Origin of the sequence: Arthrobacter sp. SW1 (genome assembly GCF_001766675.1) — a bacterium.
Taxonomy (GTDB): Bacteria; Actinomycetota; Actinomycetes; order Actinomycetales; family Micrococcaceae; genus Arthrobacter.
The window spans coordinates 17660-36923 of sequence record NZ_MJLT01000056.1; the positions used below are offsets into that span (position 1 = coordinate 17660).

Here is a 19264-nt window from a genome sequence, read left to right on the forward strand (position 1 = left end):
GGGCCGCGGCGGCTTAGCGGATCCGGTGTTCCGTTGAGGAGCGGTACTCCACCGAGGGTTCCATGCGTACGACGGCGGGTTCGGCACCTTTGTCCGCGATCCTGCGGGCGAGCAGCTCGCCGGCTTTGACGCCGATCCCGAACGCGGGCTGGCGGATGGTGGTGAGGCTCGGCTCGAAAAGGTCCGGATGCTCAAAGCCGTCGAAGACAGCCACGGCAAGGTCTTCAGGGATCCGCAGCCCCAGCTCCTTGACGGTCCGCAGGGTAGCTGCCGCGATTACCGTGCTGCACGCGATCAGGGCGGTGGGGCGCTCCGCCTGCTTGCCGCCGTCGAGCGCTTCACGGATCCCGGCAACGAGCGTTGCGGTGTCCTCCGCGGCGACCACCACCTGGTGCTCGGGGACCAGGCCGGCCGCCGGGGCGGTGCGTAGGAACGCGTCGCGGCGCTCGCCGAGGGTGGCCACGCGGGTGTCACCGGCAACGAGCATGATCCGTTCGTGGCCGCGTTCCACCAGGTGGTGCACGATTTCTGTGATGGGGCCTTCGTTCTCGACGCCCACCTGGTCGAAAGGCAACTCCGCGAGCCGGTCCAGGAGGACCAAGGGCGTGCCCTTGCCGCCGAAGTCCGTCAGCAGTCCAGGGTCCGAGCCTGCTACCCGGGCCAGGATGAGCCCATCCACGCGGCGTTCCAGCAGTGCCTGGACCGCCCGCGCCTCGCGTTCCGGGTCCTCGGTGGAGTTGGCCAGGAGCAAGGTCCAGCCTTGCTCGGCCGCGGCCTGTTCAACACCGCGGACCATTTCCGCGAACGCGGGCTCACCGCTGTCCGAGACGATGAGCCCGATGCTGTCCGTCTTCGAACGCCGCAGGGACCGGGCCAGCGCGTCCTGCCGGTAGCCGGTTTCCTTGATGGCATCCAGCACGCGCTGCCGCGTGTCCTCGTTGACCGGGCGGGTTCCGTTGAGCACATGCGACACCGTGGAAATCGAGACGCCCGCCAGTTCGGCCACTTTCACCATCGTCGTCATCGTTGGCCGCCCCTGTTGGAAGTCTTGGTGCTGCGCGAAGCTGCGCATCCGGAAAGTTTACCGAGCATCTCCGCGCGCCCCTCCGGCCCTGAATCGATGGTTCCCTTCGCAATCGATGGTGCGCATCATCGTTTGCGGAGGGAACCATCGATTCCAGTGGTCCGTGCCGCCCGGAAGCTACAGGACCGGAGCCCAGGCCCCCGTGCCCGCGCTGACCGCGTCCTCGGCACCGGCGTCGAAGCGGTCCAGGCGGAAGGACTTCAGCACGGGAGACGGCGTTCCGCTGATGATCTCCTCGGCCAGCAGCTCGCCGAGGATCAGGCCCAGGGTGGCGCCCGAGTGGGTGAACAGCATGTGGAGCCCGGAGATCGCGGGGACGGGACCGACCACCGGTTCGCCGTCGCCCGGAATCGGCTTCAGCCCGGCGCCCACCCGCTGCGCGGTCAGCACCGGGTTCCCGGCGAGGACCTTCGAGGCCTCGCTGAGCAGGCCTTCCACCGATTCCTGCGGCACGGTGAACGAGCCGTCGGCCTCGGTGACCACGGTCTGTTCGGCCCAGTCGGCGTCGAGCACCAGCCGGCCGTCCGGCAAGGGCCGGACAGCGACGCGCGGAGTGTTCAGTACGGTCCGTACGTCAAGGTCCACGGGGTCGGTGAACAGTACGAAGGCTGCGGGCGTGGCATCGGGGACCGTGACGCCGAGCGCCGCGAGCTGCGCCGGAACGTGGCCGCCGGTGGCGAGTACAACCTCGTCGGCGGCGAGGCGTGTTCCGTCGCCAAGGATGACGCCGACGGCGGTGCCTGCCTGTACATCGACCCGCACCTCCCCGGCGTCCTGGATCACCCGGGCACCGTGGGCTTCCGCTTCGGCGGCGAGCACCGGCACGAAGTCGGGCATGTTCACCCAGCCCTCGCCCGCGTTGTAGATGGCACCTTCCTCCGCAACGGCGTCGGGGTTCACGTCAGGAGCCACCCGGGCGACGTCGGCGCGTTCCACCCAGGCGGAGTCATACCCGCCGGCGCGCTCGAACGCGTAGGTTTCGCGGAAGCTTTCGCCGGGGCCGGCCCACTTCATGGCTCCGTCGAAGCGGATGTAGCTGCGGCTTTCGGGGTGGCGGTTGCTCCAGGTGCGGTAGCGGTCGATCGCGAGCATGCGCAGGTAGTGGTAGTCGGCGGACCGGGCGCCGGAGGAGTTCAGCCAGGCGATCGAACGGCCGGAGGCGCCGTCGGCGAGGCTGCCGGCGGTCACGAGCGTCACTTGCGCGCCGCCTTTGGCGAGGTGCGCGGCGGTGGAGGTGCCAAGGATGCCGCCGCCGATCACCGCGACGTGCTTCCTGGGGGAGGTGGAGGACATGGTTCTCCCTTTCTTCGTCAAATCTTCGTCAGTGGAATGGTGGGCGCTACGCGCCGGAGGCCGAGCCTGATGGCTGCCGGGAAGACGCGTGGAGGCCTTCGATGATCCGCAGGACCTCGAGGGATTCGCGCGGGTCGACGGGGAGTGGGCCGGTTCCGCGGATCGCCCGGGCAAGGCCCGCATAGAAGGCGGGGTAGGCGCCGTGCTCGGCCGGAACCGCGGTGTCGCGGCCGCCGGCGCCGAGGACGCCCCACGCCTCTTCCGTTTCGACGCCGTAGGCCGGGTCTGTCGGCAGGATTCCGTCAGCGAGTTGCGGCTCCTGGATGTCCAGGCCCCACTTGGTGTAACCCGCGGCGGATCCGAGCACGTGGAAGCGCGGCCCCGTCCGGGCGGCGACGCCGTTCATCCAGAGCCGGGAGCGGACGCCGGACTCGTGCAGGAGCGACACGAAGGCCTCGCTTTCGCCGCCGTCCGGATTGGGTCCGTGATTGGCCGTTTCGCCGTAGCTTTCGGCGACCGGGCCGAACAACTGGATGGCCTGGTCGATCAGGTGCGCGCCGAGGTCATGCAGCAGGCCGCCGCCTTCGGCAGGGGTGGCGGCGTCGCGCCAGTTGCCGAAGCCTTCCGGGCGCCACCATTCGAAGCGCGACTCAAAGGTGCGGATGTCACCGAGCGCGCCGTCCGCGATCAGCTTGCGGAGGGTGAGGAAGTCGGCGTCCCACCGCCGGTTCTGGAACACGGTGAGCTGCACGCCGGCGTCGGCAGCCAGGCGCAGGAGCTCCTCGCCTTCGGCGGAAGCCGGTACGAACGGCTTGTCCACCACCACATGCAGACCGCGGGCGATCGCCGCGGAGGCGAGGTCAAAATGGCCCGACGGCGGCGTGCCCAGCACCACGAGGTCAAGGTCACCTGCCGCGCCGAACAGGGCGTCCGCCGTCGGGAAGATCTTCGCGGCAGGGTACAGGCGCGCGGCTTCCGCAGCCCGCTCCGGATCCGCCGTGACGATCGCGTCCAGCGAGAAGTCCGGGTCCGCCGCGATCAGCGGGGCGTGGAAGACCTTGCCGGATACCCCGAAGCCGACGACGGCGGTCCGGAGGGGCGCGGACGACGTCGCCATCGCAAGACCGGTCATCACAAAACCTCCGAGAGGAAGCGCTGCAGGCGCTCGCTCCTGGGGTTGTCGAAAAGGTCCGCGGGGGTGCCGGCCTCGACCACTTCGCCTTCATCCATGAAGACCACCTGGTCCGCCACCTTGCGGGCGAAGCCCATCTCGTGGGTGACCACCACCATGGTCATGCCGCGCTTGCCGAGGCCCGCCATGAGGTTCAGGACGCCCTTGACGAGCTCCGGGTCCAGGGCGCTGGTGGCTTCGTCGAAGAGCATGACTTCGGGTTCCATGGCCAGCGCGCGGGCGATCGCGACGCGCTGCTGCTGGCCGCCGGAGAGGTCGCGGGGCCGGTGGTCCGCGCGTTCGGCGAGACCCACTTCGGCCAGGCGGCGCTGGGCGCGTTCCCGGGCTTCGGCCTTGGACATGCCCTTGACGCTCCAGAGTGCCAAGGCCACGTTTTCCAGTGCGGTGTGGTCCGGGAAGAGGTTGAAGTGCTGGAACACCATGCCGATGCGGCGGCGCAGGATGTCCGGCTTCACCTGCAGTGCGCTTTCACCGGCGAGCAGTACGTCCCCGCTCTTGGGTTCGTGGAGGCGGTTGATGCCGCGCAGCAGCGTGGACTTGCCGGAGCCCGAGGGCCCGATGATGCAGGTGGTGGTGCCGGGAGCCACGGTGAGGCTGACATTGCGGAGCACCTCGATGTCTCCGTACGCCATGGTGAGGTTCTTCAGCTCCAGGGAGGAGCCGTGGAAGGTCTCGACTACCGGGCTGCTGGTGCCGGGGCTGTTGTTGGTGCTGCTTGCGAGGCTCATGTGTTGCTCCCGGAGATGAGCGGCGAGGCCGCGTCGAGTTCCTTGACTTCCTTCAGTCCGCTGGTGGGAGCGGACGGACGACGGCGGCCGGTGCGGAACTTATTGTCGAAGTAGTTGACGAGGTGGGTGAGGGGGACGGTGATCACCAGGTAGAAGATGCCGGCGAGGACCAGCGGGGAAAGGTTGCCCGAGAGGACCGCGGCATCCTGGCCCACGCGGAAGAGCTCGCGCTCGCTGACCAGCAGGCCGAGGAAGTACACCAGCGAGGAGTCCTTCACGATCGCGATGAACTGGTTCACAAGCGCGGGCAGCACCCGGCGGATGCCTTGCGGGACAACCACCAGTGCCATGGACTTGGCATAGCCCATGCCGAGTGCGCGGCAGGCTTCGCCCTGGCCCTTGTCCACGCTCTGGATGCCGGCGCGGAAGATCTCGCCGATGTAGGCGCTGGAGATCAAGCTGAGGGCGATGATTCCCAGCGGGTACGGGGACGGCCCGAAAATCGACTGGCTGAAACGGGCGAAGCCCTGGCCGATCAGGAGGATGGTGAGGATAGCGGGCAGGCCGCGGAAAAGGTCCGTGTAGATGCGGGCCGGGATGCGCAGCCACCGGGACTGCGAGATGCCCATGACGGCCACCACCATGCCGAGAACGAGGCCGATGGCGGTGGCGGCGATCGAGATGATCAAGGTGTTGAGGAGCCCCACTCCGAGGAGCTGGGGGAGGACCTCGGCCATTGCGCCGAAGTCGAAGAAGGTTCGGGTGAGGGTATTGAGCCAGTCCATGGTTGCTCTCAGACGTCGTTAGCTTGGGGTGACCGGGCGGGCCGTGGTTGCCGGCCCGCCCGGGCATTCGGCAGCGCCTACTTGCTCGGCGCGGGGGTGGCTGTCTGCTCAGCCTTGGGCAGGTACTGTGCGGGCATCGGGGACCCGGGGAACCACTTCTGGTACAGCTTCTTCCAGGTGCCGTCCTCCATGGCTTCGGCCAGGCCCTTGTCCAGTGCGGCCTTGAGGGCGGTCTTGCCCTTGGCGATCGCGAAGCCCGCGGGTGCGTCGAAGGACGGGATGTCCGCGGCGCTGACCAGGCCGTGCTGCTGGACGTAGGACTTGGCGGCCTCGTAGTCCAGGAAGTGGGCGTCCACGGAGCCGTTGTTCACGGCGGCGATGGCGGTGTTGTTGTCCGGGAAGCGGACAAGGTTGGTGGAGGTGAAGTTCTTCACCGCGTAGGCCTCCTGCAGGGTGCCCTGGACGACGCCGAGCCGCTTGCCGGAAAGGCCGTTGGCGTCCTTGATGCCGGAGTCCTTGGTGGTGATCACGGTGAGGTAGCCCGCCAGGTAGCCGTTGGAGAAGTCCACGGTTTCCTTGCGCTTGTCCGTGATGCCGATGGCGGCCACGCCCACATCGAACTGGCCGTTGGCCACGGCTGCGAGCAGGCCGGAGAAGTCCTGGCCGGTGAAGACCACGTTGTCCACGCCGGCGCGCTTGGCCACGTCCTTGAAGAGTTCGACGTCGAAGCCCGTGAAGTTACCGGACGCGTCGGCGAAGGTGTAGGGCTTGGAGTCGCCGAGGCTGGCGACCCGGATGGTTCCGGGCTGGATGAGTCCGTAGGGGTTGTCCGCCGTCGAGCTTGCGGCGGGGGTGGAGCCGCCGCAGCCGGTGAGGGCCAGGAGGGCTGCGGCGGCTGCCACAACGATCACTCCCGGGCGGAACTTCAGTCGTTTGATCACAGCGTTTTCCAATCATGGGAACGGAGGCGTTGGAAGCCTTTGGGGTGGAGATTCCTTGTTGAGTCCGGTCTCACCCGCTAGGATTGAGACCGGACTCACAGCGGGGTTGATTAGAAATGTAACCTAAGCCACAGTGGCCGTCAAGGCCCTTCCGGAAGGCCAATATGAGCAGCAACAGTCCGCGGCGGCGGGACGTCACAGTCGCCGACGTCGCGAAAGCAGCGCAGGTTTCCAAGGCCCAGGCTGCACGTGCCCTGGGCAATTACGGTGCGGTGAGCGACGACGTCCGGGAGCGCGTCCTCGCCGCGGCGGAGGAACTTTCCTACCGACCCAACGAGCTGGCGCGCAGCATGAACACGGGCAAGTCGCACACCATCGGCGTGGTGGTGGGCGATATCGAAAACCCGCACTTCGGCCTCGCCACCCGCGGCATCACGGACATCGCCAAGAAGGCGGGATTCAACGTCATCCTCATCAACACGGACGAAGACCTGGCTGCCGAGGTCGATGCCGTGCAGGTCCTCCTGGACAAGCGCGTGGACGGCTTCATCGTGGCCCCGGCGTCGTCCCTCAACACCGGGCACCTCCAGCGGATCCAGGAGGCCCGGCGTCCGCTGGTGCTCCTGGACCGCGCGGCGGAAGGCCTGGACGCGCAGGCCTTGGCCGTGGACATGACGGACATGGCTTACGAATCCACCAGGTATCTCCTGGGCGCCGGCCACCGCAGGATCGCGTTCATCTCCACCATCAAAACCGATGGGCCGTACGTTGACGGCATGGTGCTGGACTCCTCCCAGATCACCGAGCGCCTGGAAGGCATGGGCAGGGCGCTGCGCGAAGAAGGCCTGGAGCTTTCCGGCGAGCTGGTGAGGCTGAACGCCGGAGACGCCGCCTCCATCCGGAACATCACGCGCGAGGTTCTCCTCATGCCGGACCCGGCCACCGCCGTCGTCGCGTCCGACAGCCTCATCGCACTCAGCGTGATCGAGGCAATCCAGGAACTCGGGCTGTCCATTCCGGATGACGTCTCGTTCCTGATGTACGACGACTTCGCCTGGACCAGGTTGACCACGCCGCCCCTGACCGTCATCGCACAACCCGTGTACGACATGGGTGCCGCCGCGGCCAACGCCCTGATCCGGCAGATCGAAGGGCGCAAGCCCGCCCCCGCGCCTGAGCTGGCTGCCAGCCTCATCAAGCGTGGTTCGGTCGGTGCGCCGCGGGCAGTGGCTGCGGCGGTTCCGGAGGGCTGAAGCGGTGCTGCGAAACCTGTACCTTGTCACCCACCCGGAGGCGACACACCATGTCGAGAATCTTGTAGGTGGCTGGTATGACTCTTCATTGACCGCTCGTGGCATGGATGATGCCCGACGACTTGCCGCGGAACTGGGCAAACGGGTTTCCGGGTCCAGCTGCCTGCTGGTCTCGTCCGATCTTCGGCGTGCGAAGCAAACGGCCGAACCGATTGCCCGAACCCTGGGCGTGGACGTCGTGTTCGACGGGGATCTCCGGGAGCAATGCTATGGGGAGGCCGAAGGTACCCGGCCCGGTTCAACTCCTTTCAAACCTCCACCCCAAAACGGCGACCGGATGCGGCATCGCGATGGTGTGGAGGGATCGGAATCCCGTTTGGAATTTGGCGGGCGGGCGTACGCGGCCCTCGACCGGATCATTGACCGCGGCTATTCGGAGGCGATCGTGGTCAGCCATGGGGGTACGGTGAACTACCTCATTGCAGCCTGGATCGGACTCCCGCTTGAAAGCGCCGGCTACGTAAAGTTCAAGGTTTCCCCGGGCGGCGTTACCCACCTGCGGGAGGATGACTTCTTCCATGACCGTCAGCTCGTGAGCTTGAACGACATCGACCACCTTCGCTGAGGCCTCCAAATCGATGGTTCCCTTCGCAGTCGATGGTGCGCATCATCGTTTTCGAAGGGAACCATCGATTCCAGCGGCCCCGACCGCCCGGAAGCTACGACGCCGGCCCTGCCGCCCGCCGTCGTCCGCTCGGCTTCCTGCCGTTGGGCGCAGTGCTTTGGCTTGAGCTGGTCCAGCGCAGCGGGACTTCCACCCGCCGGTGCAGCGGGCTGGGTGTGCCGCCGCGGAGCATGTCCAGCAGGGTTTCCATGGCGGTTTCGCCGAGGAGGTCGCCGTCCACCTGCAGGGCGGTGATGTCGAGCTCGGAGAGCGGGCCGATTGCGAGGTCGTCCGCGCTGGCGATGGTGAGCCCGCCCGGGACGGGCACGCCCTGGCGCTGCAGTTCGAAGATCAGTCCCAGCGAGATGGCGCTCGCATAGACGACGACGGCGGTGGCGCCGGAGCCTGAAAGCTGCCGGGCCACTTCCACGCCGGAAGTGAAGAGCGGCGGGAGCGGGCCGATGACGTCCACGTGGCAGTCCTCGCCGGCGGCGGTCCGGACGGCGGCCAGGCGGCGCTGGTCCATCCATGACCCGGCCGGTCCGCTCACGTAGGCGATCCTGCGGTGGCCTTCGGCGACCAGCCGGGACACGAGCTCGAGCAGGGTGGTGGGGGTGTCCGCGATGACGGAGGGGATGCCTTCCACCTGCCGGTCCACGGTGACCACGGGTTTCCGTCCGGACAAGGTGGCCAGGAAATCGGACGGTGCGCGCGGGGACGCGAGGACGAATCCGTCCACCTGTTCGGCAAGGCGCAGCAGGCGTTCCTGTTCGGCGTCGCTTTCGGCGCCGAGCACGTTCACCGTGGCGTGCAGGTCGCCCAACTCCGCGGCGCGCTGTGCGCCTTGGATGATCGGGGTGAAGAAGCTGTTCTCCAGGGTCGGCACCACCAAGGCCACGAGCCCGGTGGACCCCTTCGCCAAGGCGCGGGCGGCGCGGTTTGCGGAAAAGCCCAGCTCGGTGGCGGCCGCGACAACCCGTTCCCGGGTCTCGGGGGCCAGCAACTGGGGCTGGTTCATTGCGCGGGAGGCCGTGGCCTTGGAGACACCCGCCAGCGCGGCTACATCTGCCAGCGTCACCATTCGGTCATACCTTCCGCTTTGGACTTCTTCATGTGTACCCTACTTTAGGGGATGAAACCGGTTGTACAACCGCGTTCATAAATTGCCGCATCGCCTCTCGAAACGGAGAACCTCCGGGTGCTGTCAAAGAAATCTTCGCTCCTGCTCCTTGGGCCGGGGCTGCTCTTCATCGTGCTCGGCTTTTGCCTGCCGGCCGTGATGCTCTTGCTGGCTCCGCCCGGCATCGGCCCCGCCGAGGTCTTCGCTCGGCTGGGCAGGATGCTCCAGGATCCGTACGACCTCACGATCATCGGACGCACCCTGGGCCTGGGCTTGCTGGTCACGGCGCTGTGCCTGGTGATCGGCTTCCCGATCGCCCTCCTGCTGGCCCGCTCCACTTCGCGCTGGTCCGGGCTGCTGCTGGCGCTCGCCATCTTCCCGCTGCTGCTCAGCAACGTGGTGCGCACCTACGGCTGGCTCGTGCTGCTCGGCCAGAACGGCGTGATCGGCCAGGTCATCTCCGCCATCGGCCTGCCGGCCCCGCAGCTCCTCTACACGGAGACGGCGATTGTGCTGGGCCTGCTCCAGCTGTTCCTGCCGCTGGCGATCGTGTCCTGCTATTCCGCTGTGGCCCAGGTTGATGCAGGGCTCGACGACGCCGCCCGCGGCCTGGGTGCCTCACGCACCCGGGTGCTGTGGACGGTCACCCTGCCGCTCTCCATTCCGGGCGTGATCGTGGCCGCCACGCTGGTGTTCGCCGGCGCCACCACGGCCTACACCACGCCGTACCTCCTGGGCGGCAGCAACCAGCGCATGCTCGCCACCCAGCTGTTCAACTACTCCACGGTGAGCATCGACTGGGCGGCCGCGTCCGCCGTCGCGCTCATCATGACCGTGCTGGTGTTCGCGGTCTCGGGAGTGTCCACCGCCCTCGGTTCCCGGAAGGGGAAGACCTCGTGAGCATCCGCCTGGCCATCCCGAAGCCGACCATGCAGAAAACCGGCGGACGCCCCGTGCTCGGCACGCTCGCCGTCATCGGCTATGTGGTGATGATCGTCCCCATCCTGTTCGTGGTTGCGGCAGCCTTTTCCGGCGGCGACAGCCTGCAGTTTCCGCCCGAGAACTTCTCGCTGAAGTGGTTCGGTGCCGCGGTCTCCTACAAGCCGTTCATGTCCGCGCTCGCATCCAGCGCGCAACTGGCGGTGCTGGCCACCCTGCTGGCCCTGGTGATCGGCGTGCCGGCGGCCCTGGCCCTGCAGCGGAGCAACTTCGCGGGCAAGGGCTGGGTGCAGGGGCTGTTCCTTTCGCCGCTTATCGTCCCGGAACTGGTGGTGGGCCTGGCCCTCTACCAGCAGCTGATCGCCGGCCTGGGCACCTCCACCTTCACCGCGCTGCTGGTGGGCCACACCGCCCTGCTGATTCCCTACGCCGTGCGCGTCACCGGGGCAGCGCTGTCCCTGGCCGATCCCTTCGTCGAAGAAGCGGCCCGTGGTCTCGGAGCAGGCCCGTTCAAGGTCTTCACCTCGGTCACCCTTCCCCTGCTGCGCCCGGGCATCGTCTCGGCAGCGCTCCTGAGCTTCGTGACCTCGTTCAACAACGTGCCGCTGTCCCTGCTGCTGCAGGGCCGCAACTTCAGCACGCTGCCCGTTTCGATGCTCGACTACGTCCAGAAATCCTACGACCCGATGATCGCCGCCATGTCCACGCTGATCCTGGCTGCCACCATCGTCTTCGCATTCATCGCTGAGCGCGCCGTCGGCTTCGCCACAATCTTCGGAGGCATCAACAAATGACCATTGCAGCGCAGTTGCGCGACGTCAGCCAGGTCTTCGGCGACTTCACCGCCGTCGACGGCATCAACCTCGACATCGAAAGCAGCAAGCTCACCACCCTGCTCGGCCCCAGCGGCTGCGGCAAGACCACCACGCTGCGGATGCTCGCCGGGTACGCCCAGCCGACGTCGGGCTCCATCCTCATCAACGGCAAGGACGCCACCCGGCTTCCCCCGGAGAAGCGGAACCTCGGCATGGTGTTCCAGAGTTACGCCTTGTTCCCGCACATGACCGTGGCGGACAACGTGGGCTACGGCCTGAAGTTGCGGAAGGTTCCCGCCCCGGAACGCCGCAAGCGCGTAGCCGAAGCCTTGGACATGGTTGGCCTGGGGCATCTGGCGGACCGCCGTCCGAAGGCGCTCTCCGGCGGCCAGCAGCAGCGCGTCGCCCTGGCCCGCGCCATCGCCATCCGCCCGGACATCCTGCTGCTGGACGAGCCGCTGTCCAACCTCGACGCGCGGCTGCGCCTCCAGATGCGCGCCGAAATCCGACGCATCCAGCAGGAGACCGGCCTGACGGTTGTCCTGGTCACCCACGACCAGGAAGAGGCCCTGGAAATGAGCGACGTCATGGTGCTGATGCGCAGCGGACACATCATGCAGCAGGGCACCCCACAGGACGTCTTCGAACGCCCCGCCAACCGTTTCGTGGCCGAGTTCATGGGTTACGAAAACTTCTTCGCCACCTCCGAACACCCGCAGGCCACGGTCCGTCCCGAGAATCTTCAACTCCTGGAACGCGGCGCCACCCTCAACAGCGGGGCCCACAACCTCCCGGCGGTCATCACCCAGATCGCCTACCGGGGCGTGGATGTGATGGTCCGGGCCACCGCCACGGACGCCTCCGGCACCGCCGTCGACCTCCTCGCCGCCGTCCGCGCGGACTCCGGCCTGGCGTCCGGCATCCGGCTTGAACCCGGCAGCGAAATCACCGCGGCCATCCGGCCGGCAGACCTCGTTCCGCTCGCAAACTAACGCATTCACCCAACCCGAAAAGGCAATCATGAACACCAAGCGATCCACGCGCTGGGCCACCGGCGCCGCGCTCCTCACCTCCGCACTCGCCCTCACCGCCTGCGGTGGCGGCGAAGCCCAGGGCGGCGACGACAAGACCCTGGTGCTGAGCACCTTCGCCTTCGGCGTCGATGACTTCAAGAAGTCGGTGGTCGATCCCTTCACCGCCGCCACCGGCATCCAGGTGGAGATCGAAACCGGCTCCAACGCCGACCGCCTGTCCAAGCTGGAGCTCAACAAGAACTCCGGCATCGATGTCATGCTGATCTCGGACTACTACGCCGCCGCGGGCCAGGCGAAGGACCTCTTTGCGAAGGCCGATCCGGCCAAGATCCCGAATATGGCCAAGGTTGCCCCGTTCGCCGTGGATGACAAGCTCAACGGCCCGGCCTACACCTTCCAGCTCAACGGCATGATGTACCGCACGGACGTCATGGACGCCGCCAAGGCCGCCAAGTGGGACACCCTGTCCGAGCCCACCAACGCCAACAAGATCGCCCTCCCGGACCTCGCCGCCACCTCCGGCCAGCTGACCCTGTCCGGTTTCGCTGCCACCTACGGTTCGGGCCCGCTCGACGTCGACAAGGGCCTGGAGAAGATGGGCGCCCTGGCGCCGTCGGTGCTGAAGTTCTACACCGCCTCCACCGAGGTGACCAACCTGATCCAGCAGAAGGAGATCGTGGCCGCGCCCGCCCTGGACGGCTTCGCCCGCAACCTGGTTGCTTCCGGCGCTCCGGTCGCCTGGACCCCCACGGCCACCGGCAAGTACATGACCACCAACCGCGCCATGATCGTCAAGGGAACTGAGCACCAGGCCGCCGCCGAGAAGTTCATCGACTACCTGCTCTCCGCCGAAGCCCAGACCGCTTCCGCCGAGGCCCTGGGCGACAAGCCGGTGAACCCCGCCGCGAAGGTCCCGGCTATCCTCACCAAGGTTTCCGGCCCGGCCGCCAAGGACCCGGTTGCCGCCGGCTTCACCACCCTGGACCTGGAACCCGTCGTGCAGAACCGCTCGGTCTGGGTTGAGCGCTACGCCCGGGAAGTCACCTCCAAGTGACCCTTCCCGTCATCATCAGCTGCGACCCCGGCATCGACGACGCCGTGGCGCTTGCGCTCACGTTCGGCTCCCCGGAGCTGGAGGTGCTGGCGGTCGCAGCGACGGCGGGGAACGTCTCCCTGGAGCAGGCGACGGCGAACGCCGCCGCGCTGCTCGACCTGCTGGGCGTCCCGGCAGACTTCCCGGTGCACGCCGGGGCTGCCGGGCCCCTGGCGGGCGGCGAACGCGTCCCGGACGAGCCCGTCCACGGAGCCGGGGGACTGGGCGGTGTGAAGCTGCCGGTTTCCGTGCGTCCCATCGAAAGCGACGCCGTCGCGCACATGGCCGAACTCATCCTGGCCCGCCCCGGAGAGGTGACACTCCTCGCGCTCGGCCCGCTGACCGACGTCGCGCATTTGTTCGAACGGTTCCCGGACACGATCGCCGCGCTCGGCCGGCTGGTGGTGATGGGCGGCGCCGTGTTCGTGCAGGGCAACGTCACGCTGAGTGCCGAGTTCAACTTCTACGCCGACCCGGAGGCCGCCGCCCTGGTGCTCGAGCGTGGCCGGCGGATCCGGCTGGTGCCGCTGGACGTGACCCGCAAGGCCGTCGTCGACCGTCCGACGGCGGAACGGCTCGCCGCCCTGCCGTCCCCGGCGGGGGAGTTCGGCGCCATGCTGCTGGACATGTGCAACACCATGGTGGCCCGCGGCCGCCCGGACGGCGCGGTGATGCACGATCCGCTGGCCGCCGCCGTCGTGCTGGACGAATCGCTGCTGAGCTGGGAAGCCGTCACCGCCACCGTGGAACTGGACGGCACCCTGACGCGCGGCGCCGTCGTCGCCGATGCCCGCGGTGTGTCCGGGCGCGAACCCAACATCCGTTACGGCCGCGACATCGCCGCGGCCGGCTTCCTGACCACACTGACCGAACGACTCACGGGCCTGGGCGCGTAACGCTGCCCGTCCCGGAGGGGAAACACCACCATGATCGACAGCGCTGCCTACGGCGCCTACCTGGACCGCATGCCCAAGACGGACCTCCACGTCCACCTGACGGGGACCATCCGGGCCACCACTTTCGCCGAACTTGCCGCACGCGAAGGCCTGCAGCTCCCGCAGGAGCCGCTGGAAATCTTCGCCAACATCAACTCGCGGCCGCCGGATCCGGCGCTCTACGTCAACACCCGCGTGCCCGTTCCGCAGGGCCCGTCTGCCGATGAGCCGGAGGTCTCCTACTCGCTCTTCCAGGCGTCGGAGTGGGCCCTGCAGTGCCTGCGCTCCGCCGACGACGTCACGCGGATTGTCTACGAGGCATTCGAGGACGCGCACGCCAGCGCTACCCGCCACCTCGAGCTGTTCTTCGACGAACTGCCGCCGAGCCTGGAGCACCTTGGCTACAACGGCTATGTCGAGGCGATGGCCGCGGGCATCCGCCGGGCTGAAACCGATTTCGGCATGTCCGGCCTCCTGATCGCCGGCATCGACCGCAGCAAGTCCGGCGGGCATGCCCTCGCGCTGGTACAGAACCTCATCGACAACCCGCACCCGGACGTCGTCGGGATCGGCCTCGACAACCTGGAGACCTCCGGCCCGCCGGAGCGCTTCGAAGCCGCCTACCAGCTGGCCGGCCGGCACGGACTGAAGCGCACCGCGCATTCCTCCGAGCACGCGCCGCTCGCCTCGAACACGATCACCTGCCTGGACGTGCTCGGCTGCGACCGCATCGACCACGGCTACTTCGTGTTGGAAGACGACGACGTCGTAGCCCGGGTCCGCGAGGAACAGGTCGCCTTCACCGGCATCTTCACTACCTCGCGGCGCTCCTGGCGCCCGTGGCGCCGGGCCTCGATCAAGGCCATGGCCGATGCCGGGCTGAAGATAGTGATTGCCTCGGACGACCCGGGGATGTTCCCGACGACGCTCGCTGCCGAATACCGGATTGCCGCCTATGAACTCGGTTTCAGTCCTGCGAAGATGCGTGAAATCGCACTCAACGGTGTGGACGCCTGCTGGTTGTCCGAGCCGGCTAAAGCCGAATTGCGTGAACGATTTGTTTCAGAATTGGACGCCCTCGAAGCGGAGCTTTTCGAAGCCGCCCAGTAGTTGTTTCTTGCCCGCGGCGCCGTGCGCGGCAAGGCCCGGAGGATATTCGTGTTCTCCGGGCCTTTTTGCGTTAACCCGTTTAATGACCTGCGGTTTCTTTCGATTTCTAGGCTTTCAATCAATTGACAAGATTTGTCAATATCGTGTTGAGTTGGTGGAGATAGCGTTACGAGGGCCATCGGAGTGGCCGCGGTTGTCGAGCTGGGGGGTGGGGAAATGTCGGCTTCGGATTCGAAGAACGGCCGTCGTGCTGCCCGCCTTGCCCGCTACGCAGCCGCTGTAGGGGGCCTCGGCGCAGCCTGGCTCCTCCTTTCCGCCGGCAGCGCTTCCGCAGCTGAAACGCAAACTCTTTCGTCCGGGCAGGCAGCGGCATCGACCCAACAATCGGGAGTGTCGCTCCTCGGCGAAACCACCGGCGCGCTGACCACCCTGGTTGACCAGGTGGCCCAGCCGGTTCCGCAGTTGGTGCAATCGGCAAGCAAGCTCGTGACCACCACGGTGCGTTCGGTTCCCGTCACCGTCCAGACTGTCCAAACCACCACGTCAACGCTCGTTTCCGGAACTACGTCCGCCGCCGGAAACCTGGTGCGTTCGGTTCCCGATCTCACCTCCCCAGTGCTCTCGCCGGTGCTTGAGCCCGTTGAACCGCTGGTGACCGGAACGACGTCGACCCTTGGCAACACCGTTGAATCCGTTGGCGGCGCCGTGGACACCGCTGTCTCCCAGCTCCCGGTCGCGGACCTGAACAAGCCCGTTACAGCCATCACCACGCCGGTTGCCGATGCCGTGGACAGCACGGTTGATACCGCTGTCGACGCCGTAGACACCACTGTGGACACGGTCGATAACACCGTGGATACAACGGTTCCCGGCATCGTGGACTCCGTCTCCGGCGTTGTTGATCCGGTCATTATTGATCCGGTCGTCGATCCCGCTGTCGATACGCCTTCGCTCGTGGCACCGGCCCCGGACACGGCGCCTGCTGCCGGATCCGTCGCCTCGCGGCCCGCGGGCGTTGCCCATGCCGCGGCACCGCACCGCGCACTCCCTGCTACCCAGCTTCCCGGCCTGGGCGCCGGATATTCGCAGTTCGCTCCCGCCGGCGCTTTGGGCGCCGCGGACGAGATGCGTGCTGCCAACGGCACCGGGGCCTCCCGGGCTGCTCTTCCCGCACCGGGCCAGGACCCTGGCCAGGACATGCGGGGAGCCATGACTTCATCGCTCGTCTTCCGCGGCGGTAACGACGCCCCTGTGGGTATCGCCACCGCAGCAACCGCTCCCGACGGCGGCTCCGCCGTCGCGCTCCAAGCCCCCCTTCAGAGCCTGATCCTGCCGGCCGCGCCGGCTTTCGATCCGGGCTCGACTCCTGACTAACGAGGGATCGCGTCTGCGCTAGGGCAGGCCATCCAGTTCAACGCGATTCGCGTTCCCTCGATTAGTCAGGAGTTTCATTGTGAACAGGTATGTTCGCCGGGCGGTGCTCGGTACCCTCGTTGCCGGTGGCCTTTACGGCATCGGACAGTCCGCGGCAATGGCTGACACTGCAGCCAACACTCCCGCGGCCCAGCCTGAGGAATCGCTCCTTGGGTCCACCCTTTCCATCCTGGACAGCGCTACCAAGACTGTCACCCAGATCACGGCGCCGCCCGTAACGGCTCCGGTTGCGGTTCCCGTGGCCAAGACGGCTCCGGTGGCGGCCACGGCCCCGGTGGCCGAAACAGCCGCATCGGTCAAGGCCACGACGGCAGCGGCCCCGGCGGCGAAGCCGGCCGCTCCGCTGACCAAGCCCGTGGCCCCGGCTGCAGCACCGGTTACCGGTGCCGCGCCGACGCTTGCCCATCCTGTGGCCGCGGACCAGCCGCGGACCATCTCGGCACCGGCCGTACAGGCCGAAGCTCCCGTCGCAGCACCCGCACCCGGCAGGGGCCGCCACCGCGCCGACACCGGAGCCGCTTCCGCCAGCACGGTAACCACCCCGGCCGGCACCGCCACGGCGACTGTCAACGGAGGCAACACATCGTCCAATCCGGGCACCTGCGATTGCACTCCGGATCCATGCAGCGGGCACGGTGGCGACCAGGGCTTGGTCAACCTCAGCCTCAACGTTCCGGATCTCGGCGATTCGGTGCCGGCGCTGCCGCTTCCGGGAAGCCCGACGCCGGTCCCGGGACTTCCGGTTCCTGTTCCGGGCCTGCCCGGTGACGGAGCCCCGGGAACTCCTCAAGTGCCGGGTACTCCTCAAGTGCCGGGCACCGGCCAGCTGCCGGGCTTGCCGGACACCAACGGCCTGCCGATCGATCCGTCCCATCTGGTGAAGGATGTCGTAGCGCCGCTTACGGATTCGGTCCTGGGCGGGGCGCTTTCGGGTGTTCCCGGGCTGCCATCCCTGCCGGGCCTGCCTGGAGATCCGGGCCGTCCGGGCATCCCCGGCGGTGAGTTCCCGGGCGGCCCCGGTGCTCCAAGCGTTCCTGGTCTCCCGCATGTTCCGGGCATCCCGCCGCTGCCGGGTGTGCCGGGTGTTCCCGGTGGTGAGGTCCCGGGTGTTCCTGGGGTTCCGAGCGTTCCTGGTCTGCCGCATGTTCCGGGTATCCCGCCGCTGCCGGGTGTGCCGGGTGTTCCCGGTGGTGAGGTCCCGGGTGTTCCTGGGGTTCCGAGCGTTCCTGGTCTGCCGCATGTTCCGGGTATCCCGCCGCTGCCGGGTGTGCCGGGTCTGCCGGGTGTTCCGGGCGGTACGCCTGGTGGTGATCCGGGTGTTGTGGTTCCGGTTCCTGGCCTGGGTACGGTTCGTGCTGGTCTGACGCCTGAGGGCGTGAGCGTTGGGAAGGATCTGAATGTTGCCGGTGTGAAGGACGTTTGGGATCTGACGGCGGGTCCGGGTGGTGTTTCGACTACTGACCGGATCGGTACGGACGACCTTTTCGTTGACATCAAGGCAGACGTGCCGACCGACGGCAGCGTTCCTTCGGGGTCCTTGACCCTCCCGGGAGTAGGCTCTGTCGAGCTCCCCGGCCTGCCAGGTGGTAACCCCGGCACTCCGGGTACCCCTGGTGCCCCTGGTGCCCCTGGTACTCCGGGCAATCCCGGTGGTGAGCTTCCGGGCCTTCCGTCTCTGCCTGGGCTTCCAGGGGTAGGCGAGTTGCCGGGTCTGCCTTCGCTGCCTGGCCTTCCCGGTACTCCGGGCAACCCCGGTGGTGGCCTTCCTGGTCTCCCGTCTCTGCCTGGCCTGCCAGGTGTAGGTGAGCTGCCTGGCCTGCCGAGTGTTCCGGGTCTACCTGGTGGTAACCCCGGCACTCCGGGTACCCCTGGTGCCCCTGGTACTCCGGGCAATCCCGGTGGTGAGCTTCCGGGCCTTCCGTCTCTGCCCGGGCTTCCAGGGGTAGGCGAGTTGTCGGGTCTGCCTTCGCTGCCTGGCCTTCCCGGTACTCCGGGCAATCCCGGTGGTGGGCTTCCTGGTCTCCCGTCGCTGCCCGTCCTGCCGGGTGTAGGTGAGCTCCCTGATGTTCCAGGCCTGCCGAATGTTCCGGGTTTGCCGAGTCTGCCCTCTCTTCCGGGTGCGCCTGGTGGTGAGCCGGGTGCTGTGGTTCCGGTTCCTGGTGTGGGTACGGTTCGTGCTGGCCTGACGCCTGAGGGTGTGAGTGTCGGCAAGGATCTGAATGTTGCCGGTGTGAAGGACGTTTGGGATCTGACGGCGGGCCCGGGTGGTGTTTCGACCACTGATCGCATCGGGACCGACGCACTTTTTGTTGATGTTGACGCTGCTGTTCCGACAGACGGTCGTTCCTCTCACCTGTACGTGACGTTGCCGGGTGTTCCCGGGGGCGCACTGCCGGGTGTTCCGGGTCTGCCTGGTGGCAACCCTGGCACCCCGGGTGTTCCATCTTTGCCGGGTGTTCCCGGTGTGGGTGGTTTGGTGGATCCCGTTGTGGGTCTTCCGGCTGGTTTGCTGGATTCCCTCGGTGGGGTTGTTCCTAGTGTTCCGGGCCTGCCGGGTGGCACGCCCGGTGCCCCTGGTCTCCCGTCTCTGCCTGGCCTGCCGGGTGTTCCGGGTCTGCCCGGTGGCACCCCTGGCACTCCGGGTGTTCCGTCTTTGCCGGGTGTTCCTGGTGTGGGTGGTTTGGTGGATCCGGTTGTGGGTCTTCCGGCTGGTTTGCTGGATTCCCTGGGTGGTGTGGTTCCGGGCCTTCCTGGCCTGTCTGGCGGTAATCCCGGCACTCCGGGTACCCCTGGTGTTCCGTCTTTGCCTGGGCTTCCGGGTGTAGGTGAGTTGCCGGGTCTGCC

General features: G+C 67.5%; 18 protein-coding genes and 1 pseudogene. 11 read left to right on the forward strand and 8 right to left on the reverse strand.

The window, feature by feature from the left end:
* Positions 1–13: 13 nt before the first annotated feature.
* From BIU82_RS16070 to BIU82_RS16095, 6 genes and pseudogenes are all read right to left on the reverse strand, one after another.
* Positions 14–1072, reverse strand: a complete 1059-nt coding sequence (locus BIU82_RS16070; protein ID WP_253182812.1) for a LacI family DNA-binding transcriptional regulator — start codon at positions 1070–1072, stop codon at positions 14–16.
* 129 nt (positions 1073–1201) lie between these two features.
* Positions 1202–2416 (reverse strand): annotated as a pseudogene (locus BIU82_RS16075) (FAD-binding oxidoreductase); the annotation flags it as partial.
* A gap of 7 nt (positions 2417–2423) precedes the next feature.
* Positions 2424–3509, reverse strand: a complete 1086-nt coding sequence (locus BIU82_RS16080) for a Gfo/Idh/MocA family oxidoreductase (protein ID WP_253182813.1) — start codon at positions 3507–3509, stop codon at positions 2424–2426.
* The gene (locus tag BIU82_RS16085; RefSeq protein WP_070350473.1) at positions 3509–4297 is read right to left on the reverse strand and encodes an amino acid ABC transporter ATP-binding protein; all 789 of its coding nucleotides are present in this window, start codon (positions 4295–4297) and stop codon (positions 3509–3511) included. Before BIU82_RS16085 ends, BIU82_RS16080 begins: the two co-directional genes overlap by 1 nt.
* A complete protein-coding gene (locus BIU82_RS16090; protein WP_070350474.1) occupies positions 4294–5082 on the reverse strand; it encodes an amino acid ABC transporter permease in 789 nt (262 codons plus the stop codon). The genes BIU82_RS16085 and BIU82_RS16090 overlap by 4 nt, the downstream gene beginning before the upstream one ends.
* Positions 5083–5159: 77 nt before the next feature.
* Positions 5160–6020, reverse strand: a complete 861-nt coding sequence (locus tag BIU82_RS16095) for an ABC transporter substrate-binding protein (RefSeq protein ID WP_253182826.1) — start codon at positions 6018–6020, stop codon at positions 5160–5162.
* A 167-nt stretch (positions 6021–6187) separates the two neighbouring features.
* Here BIU82_RS16095 and BIU82_RS16100 point away from each other — a divergent pair, with 167 nt between their 5' ends.
* Together BIU82_RS16100 and BIU82_RS16105 are read left to right on the forward strand one after the other, a co-directional pair.
* Complete coding sequence (locus tag BIU82_RS16100) at positions 6188–7276, forward strand: LacI family DNA-binding transcriptional regulator (RefSeq protein WP_070350476.1); 1089 nt, start codon at positions 6188–6190, stop codon at positions 7274–7276.
* A 4-nt stretch (positions 7277–7280) separates the two neighbouring features.
* The gene (locus BIU82_RS16105) at positions 7281–7901 is read left to right on the forward strand and encodes a histidine phosphatase family protein (protein WP_253182814.1); all 621 of its coding nucleotides are present in this window, start codon (positions 7281–7283) and stop codon (positions 7899–7901) included.
* A gap of 94 nt (positions 7902–7995) precedes the next feature.
* On the opposite strand, the gene BIU82_RS16110 is transcribed toward BIU82_RS16105, so the two are convergent.
* Complete coding sequence (locus BIU82_RS16110) at positions 7996–9021, reverse strand: LacI family DNA-binding transcriptional regulator (RefSeq protein ID WP_070350477.1); 1026 nt, start codon at positions 9019–9021, stop codon at positions 7996–7998.
* A 117-nt stretch (positions 9022–9138) separates the two neighbouring features.
* Here BIU82_RS16110 and BIU82_RS16115 point away from each other — a divergent pair, with 117 nt between their 5' ends.
* From BIU82_RS16115 to BIU82_RS16145, 7 genes are all read left to right on the forward strand, one after another.
* On the forward strand, positions 9139–9960 hold the full coding sequence (locus tag BIU82_RS16115; protein WP_253182815.1) for an ABC transporter permease: 822 nt from the start codon (positions 9139–9141) through the stop codon (positions 9958–9960).
* A complete protein-coding gene (locus BIU82_RS16120; RefSeq protein ID WP_253182816.1) occupies positions 9957–10793 on the forward strand; it encodes an ABC transporter permease in 837 nt (278 codons plus the stop codon). The genes BIU82_RS16115 and BIU82_RS16120 overlap by 4 nt, the downstream gene beginning before the upstream one ends.
* Positions 10790–11806, forward strand: a complete 1017-nt coding sequence (locus BIU82_RS16125) for an ABC transporter ATP-binding protein (protein WP_070350478.1) — start codon at positions 10790–10792, stop codon at positions 11804–11806. The genes BIU82_RS16120 and BIU82_RS16125 overlap by 4 nt, the downstream gene beginning before the upstream one ends.
* A 28-nt stretch (positions 11807–11834) precedes the next feature.
* The gene (locus tag BIU82_RS16130; protein ID WP_070350479.1) at positions 11835–12902 is read left to right on the forward strand and encodes an ABC transporter substrate-binding protein; all 1068 of its coding nucleotides are present in this window, start codon (positions 11835–11837) and stop codon (positions 12900–12902) included.
* Positions 12899–13837: a nucleoside hydrolase gene (locus tag BIU82_RS16135; RefSeq protein ID WP_070350480.1), complete on the forward strand. Its 939-nt coding sequence runs from the start codon at positions 12899–12901 to the stop codon at positions 13835–13837. Before BIU82_RS16130 ends, BIU82_RS16135 begins: the two co-directional genes overlap by 4 nt.
* Positions 13838–13867: 30 nt before the next feature.
* Positions 13868–14986, forward strand: coding sequence for a hypothetical protein (locus BIU82_RS16140; protein WP_253182817.1), 1119 nt, complete (start codon positions 13868–13870; stop codon positions 14984–14986).
* A 390-nt stretch (positions 14987–15376) separates the two neighbouring features.
* On the forward strand, positions 15377–16360 hold the full coding sequence (locus tag BIU82_RS16145) for a hypothetical protein (protein ID WP_070350481.1): 984 nt from the start codon (positions 15377–15379) through the stop codon (positions 16358–16360).
* A 132-nt stretch (positions 16361–16492) separates the two neighbouring features.
* Here BIU82_RS16145 and BIU82_RS16150 read toward each other — a convergent pair whose 3' ends face one another.
* Positions 16493–16999 (reverse strand): hypothetical protein, encoded by a 507-nt coding sequence (locus tag BIU82_RS16150; protein WP_139146659.1) that lies wholly within the window; start codon positions 16997–16999, stop codon positions 16493–16495.
* A 419-nt stretch (positions 17000–17418) separates the two neighbouring features.
* On the opposite strand from BIU82_RS16150, the gene BIU82_RS16155 reads away from it, so the two are divergent.
* Together BIU82_RS16155 and BIU82_RS16160 are read left to right on the forward strand one after the other, a co-directional pair.
* Positions 17419–17784, forward strand: coding sequence for a hypothetical protein (locus tag BIU82_RS16155; protein ID WP_070350483.1), 366 nt, complete (start codon positions 17419–17421; stop codon positions 17782–17784).
* Positions 17785–18834: 1050 nt separating this feature from the next.
* Entirely contained in the window at positions 18835–19245 is a 411-nt protein-coding gene (locus BIU82_RS16160) for a hypothetical protein (protein ID WP_139146660.1), read from the forward strand.
* Positions 19246–19264: the final 19 nt, after the last annotated feature.

Coding starts and splice junctions, on each gene's coding strand:
- BIU82_RS16070 (WP_253182812.1), bottom strand. CDS start 1,072: ATGCGCAGCTTCGCGCAGCACCAAGACTTCCAACAGGGGCGGCCAACG.
- BIU82_RS16080 (WP_253182813.1), bottom strand. CDS start 3,509: ATGACCGGTCTTGCGATGGCGACGTCGTCCGCGCCCCTCCGGACCGCC.
- BIU82_RS16085 (WP_070350473.1), bottom strand. CDS start 4,297: ATGAGCCTCGCAAGCAGCACCAACAACAGCCCCGGCACCAGCAGCCCG.
- BIU82_RS16090 (WP_070350474.1), bottom strand. CDS start 5,082: ATGGACTGGCTCAATACCCTCACCCGAACCTTCTTCGACTTCGGCGCA.
- BIU82_RS16100 (WP_070350476.1), top strand. CDS start 6,188: ATGAGCAGCAACAGTCCGCGGCGGCGGGACGTCACAGTCGCCGACGTC.
- BIU82_RS16110 (WP_070350477.1), bottom strand. CDS start 9,021: ATGGTGACGCTGGCAGATGTAGCCGCGCTGGCGGGTGTCTCCAAGGCC.
- BIU82_RS16125 (WP_070350478.1), top strand. CDS start 10,790: ATGACCATTGCAGCGCAGTTGCGCGACGTCAGCCAGGTCTTCGGCGAC.
- BIU82_RS16130 (WP_070350479.1), top strand. CDS start 11,835: ATGAACACCAAGCGATCCACGCGCTGGGCCACCGGCGCCGCGCTCCTC.
- BIU82_RS16140 (WP_253182817.1), top strand. CDS start 13,868: ATGATCGACAGCGCTGCCTACGGCGCCTACCTGGACCGCATGCCCAAG.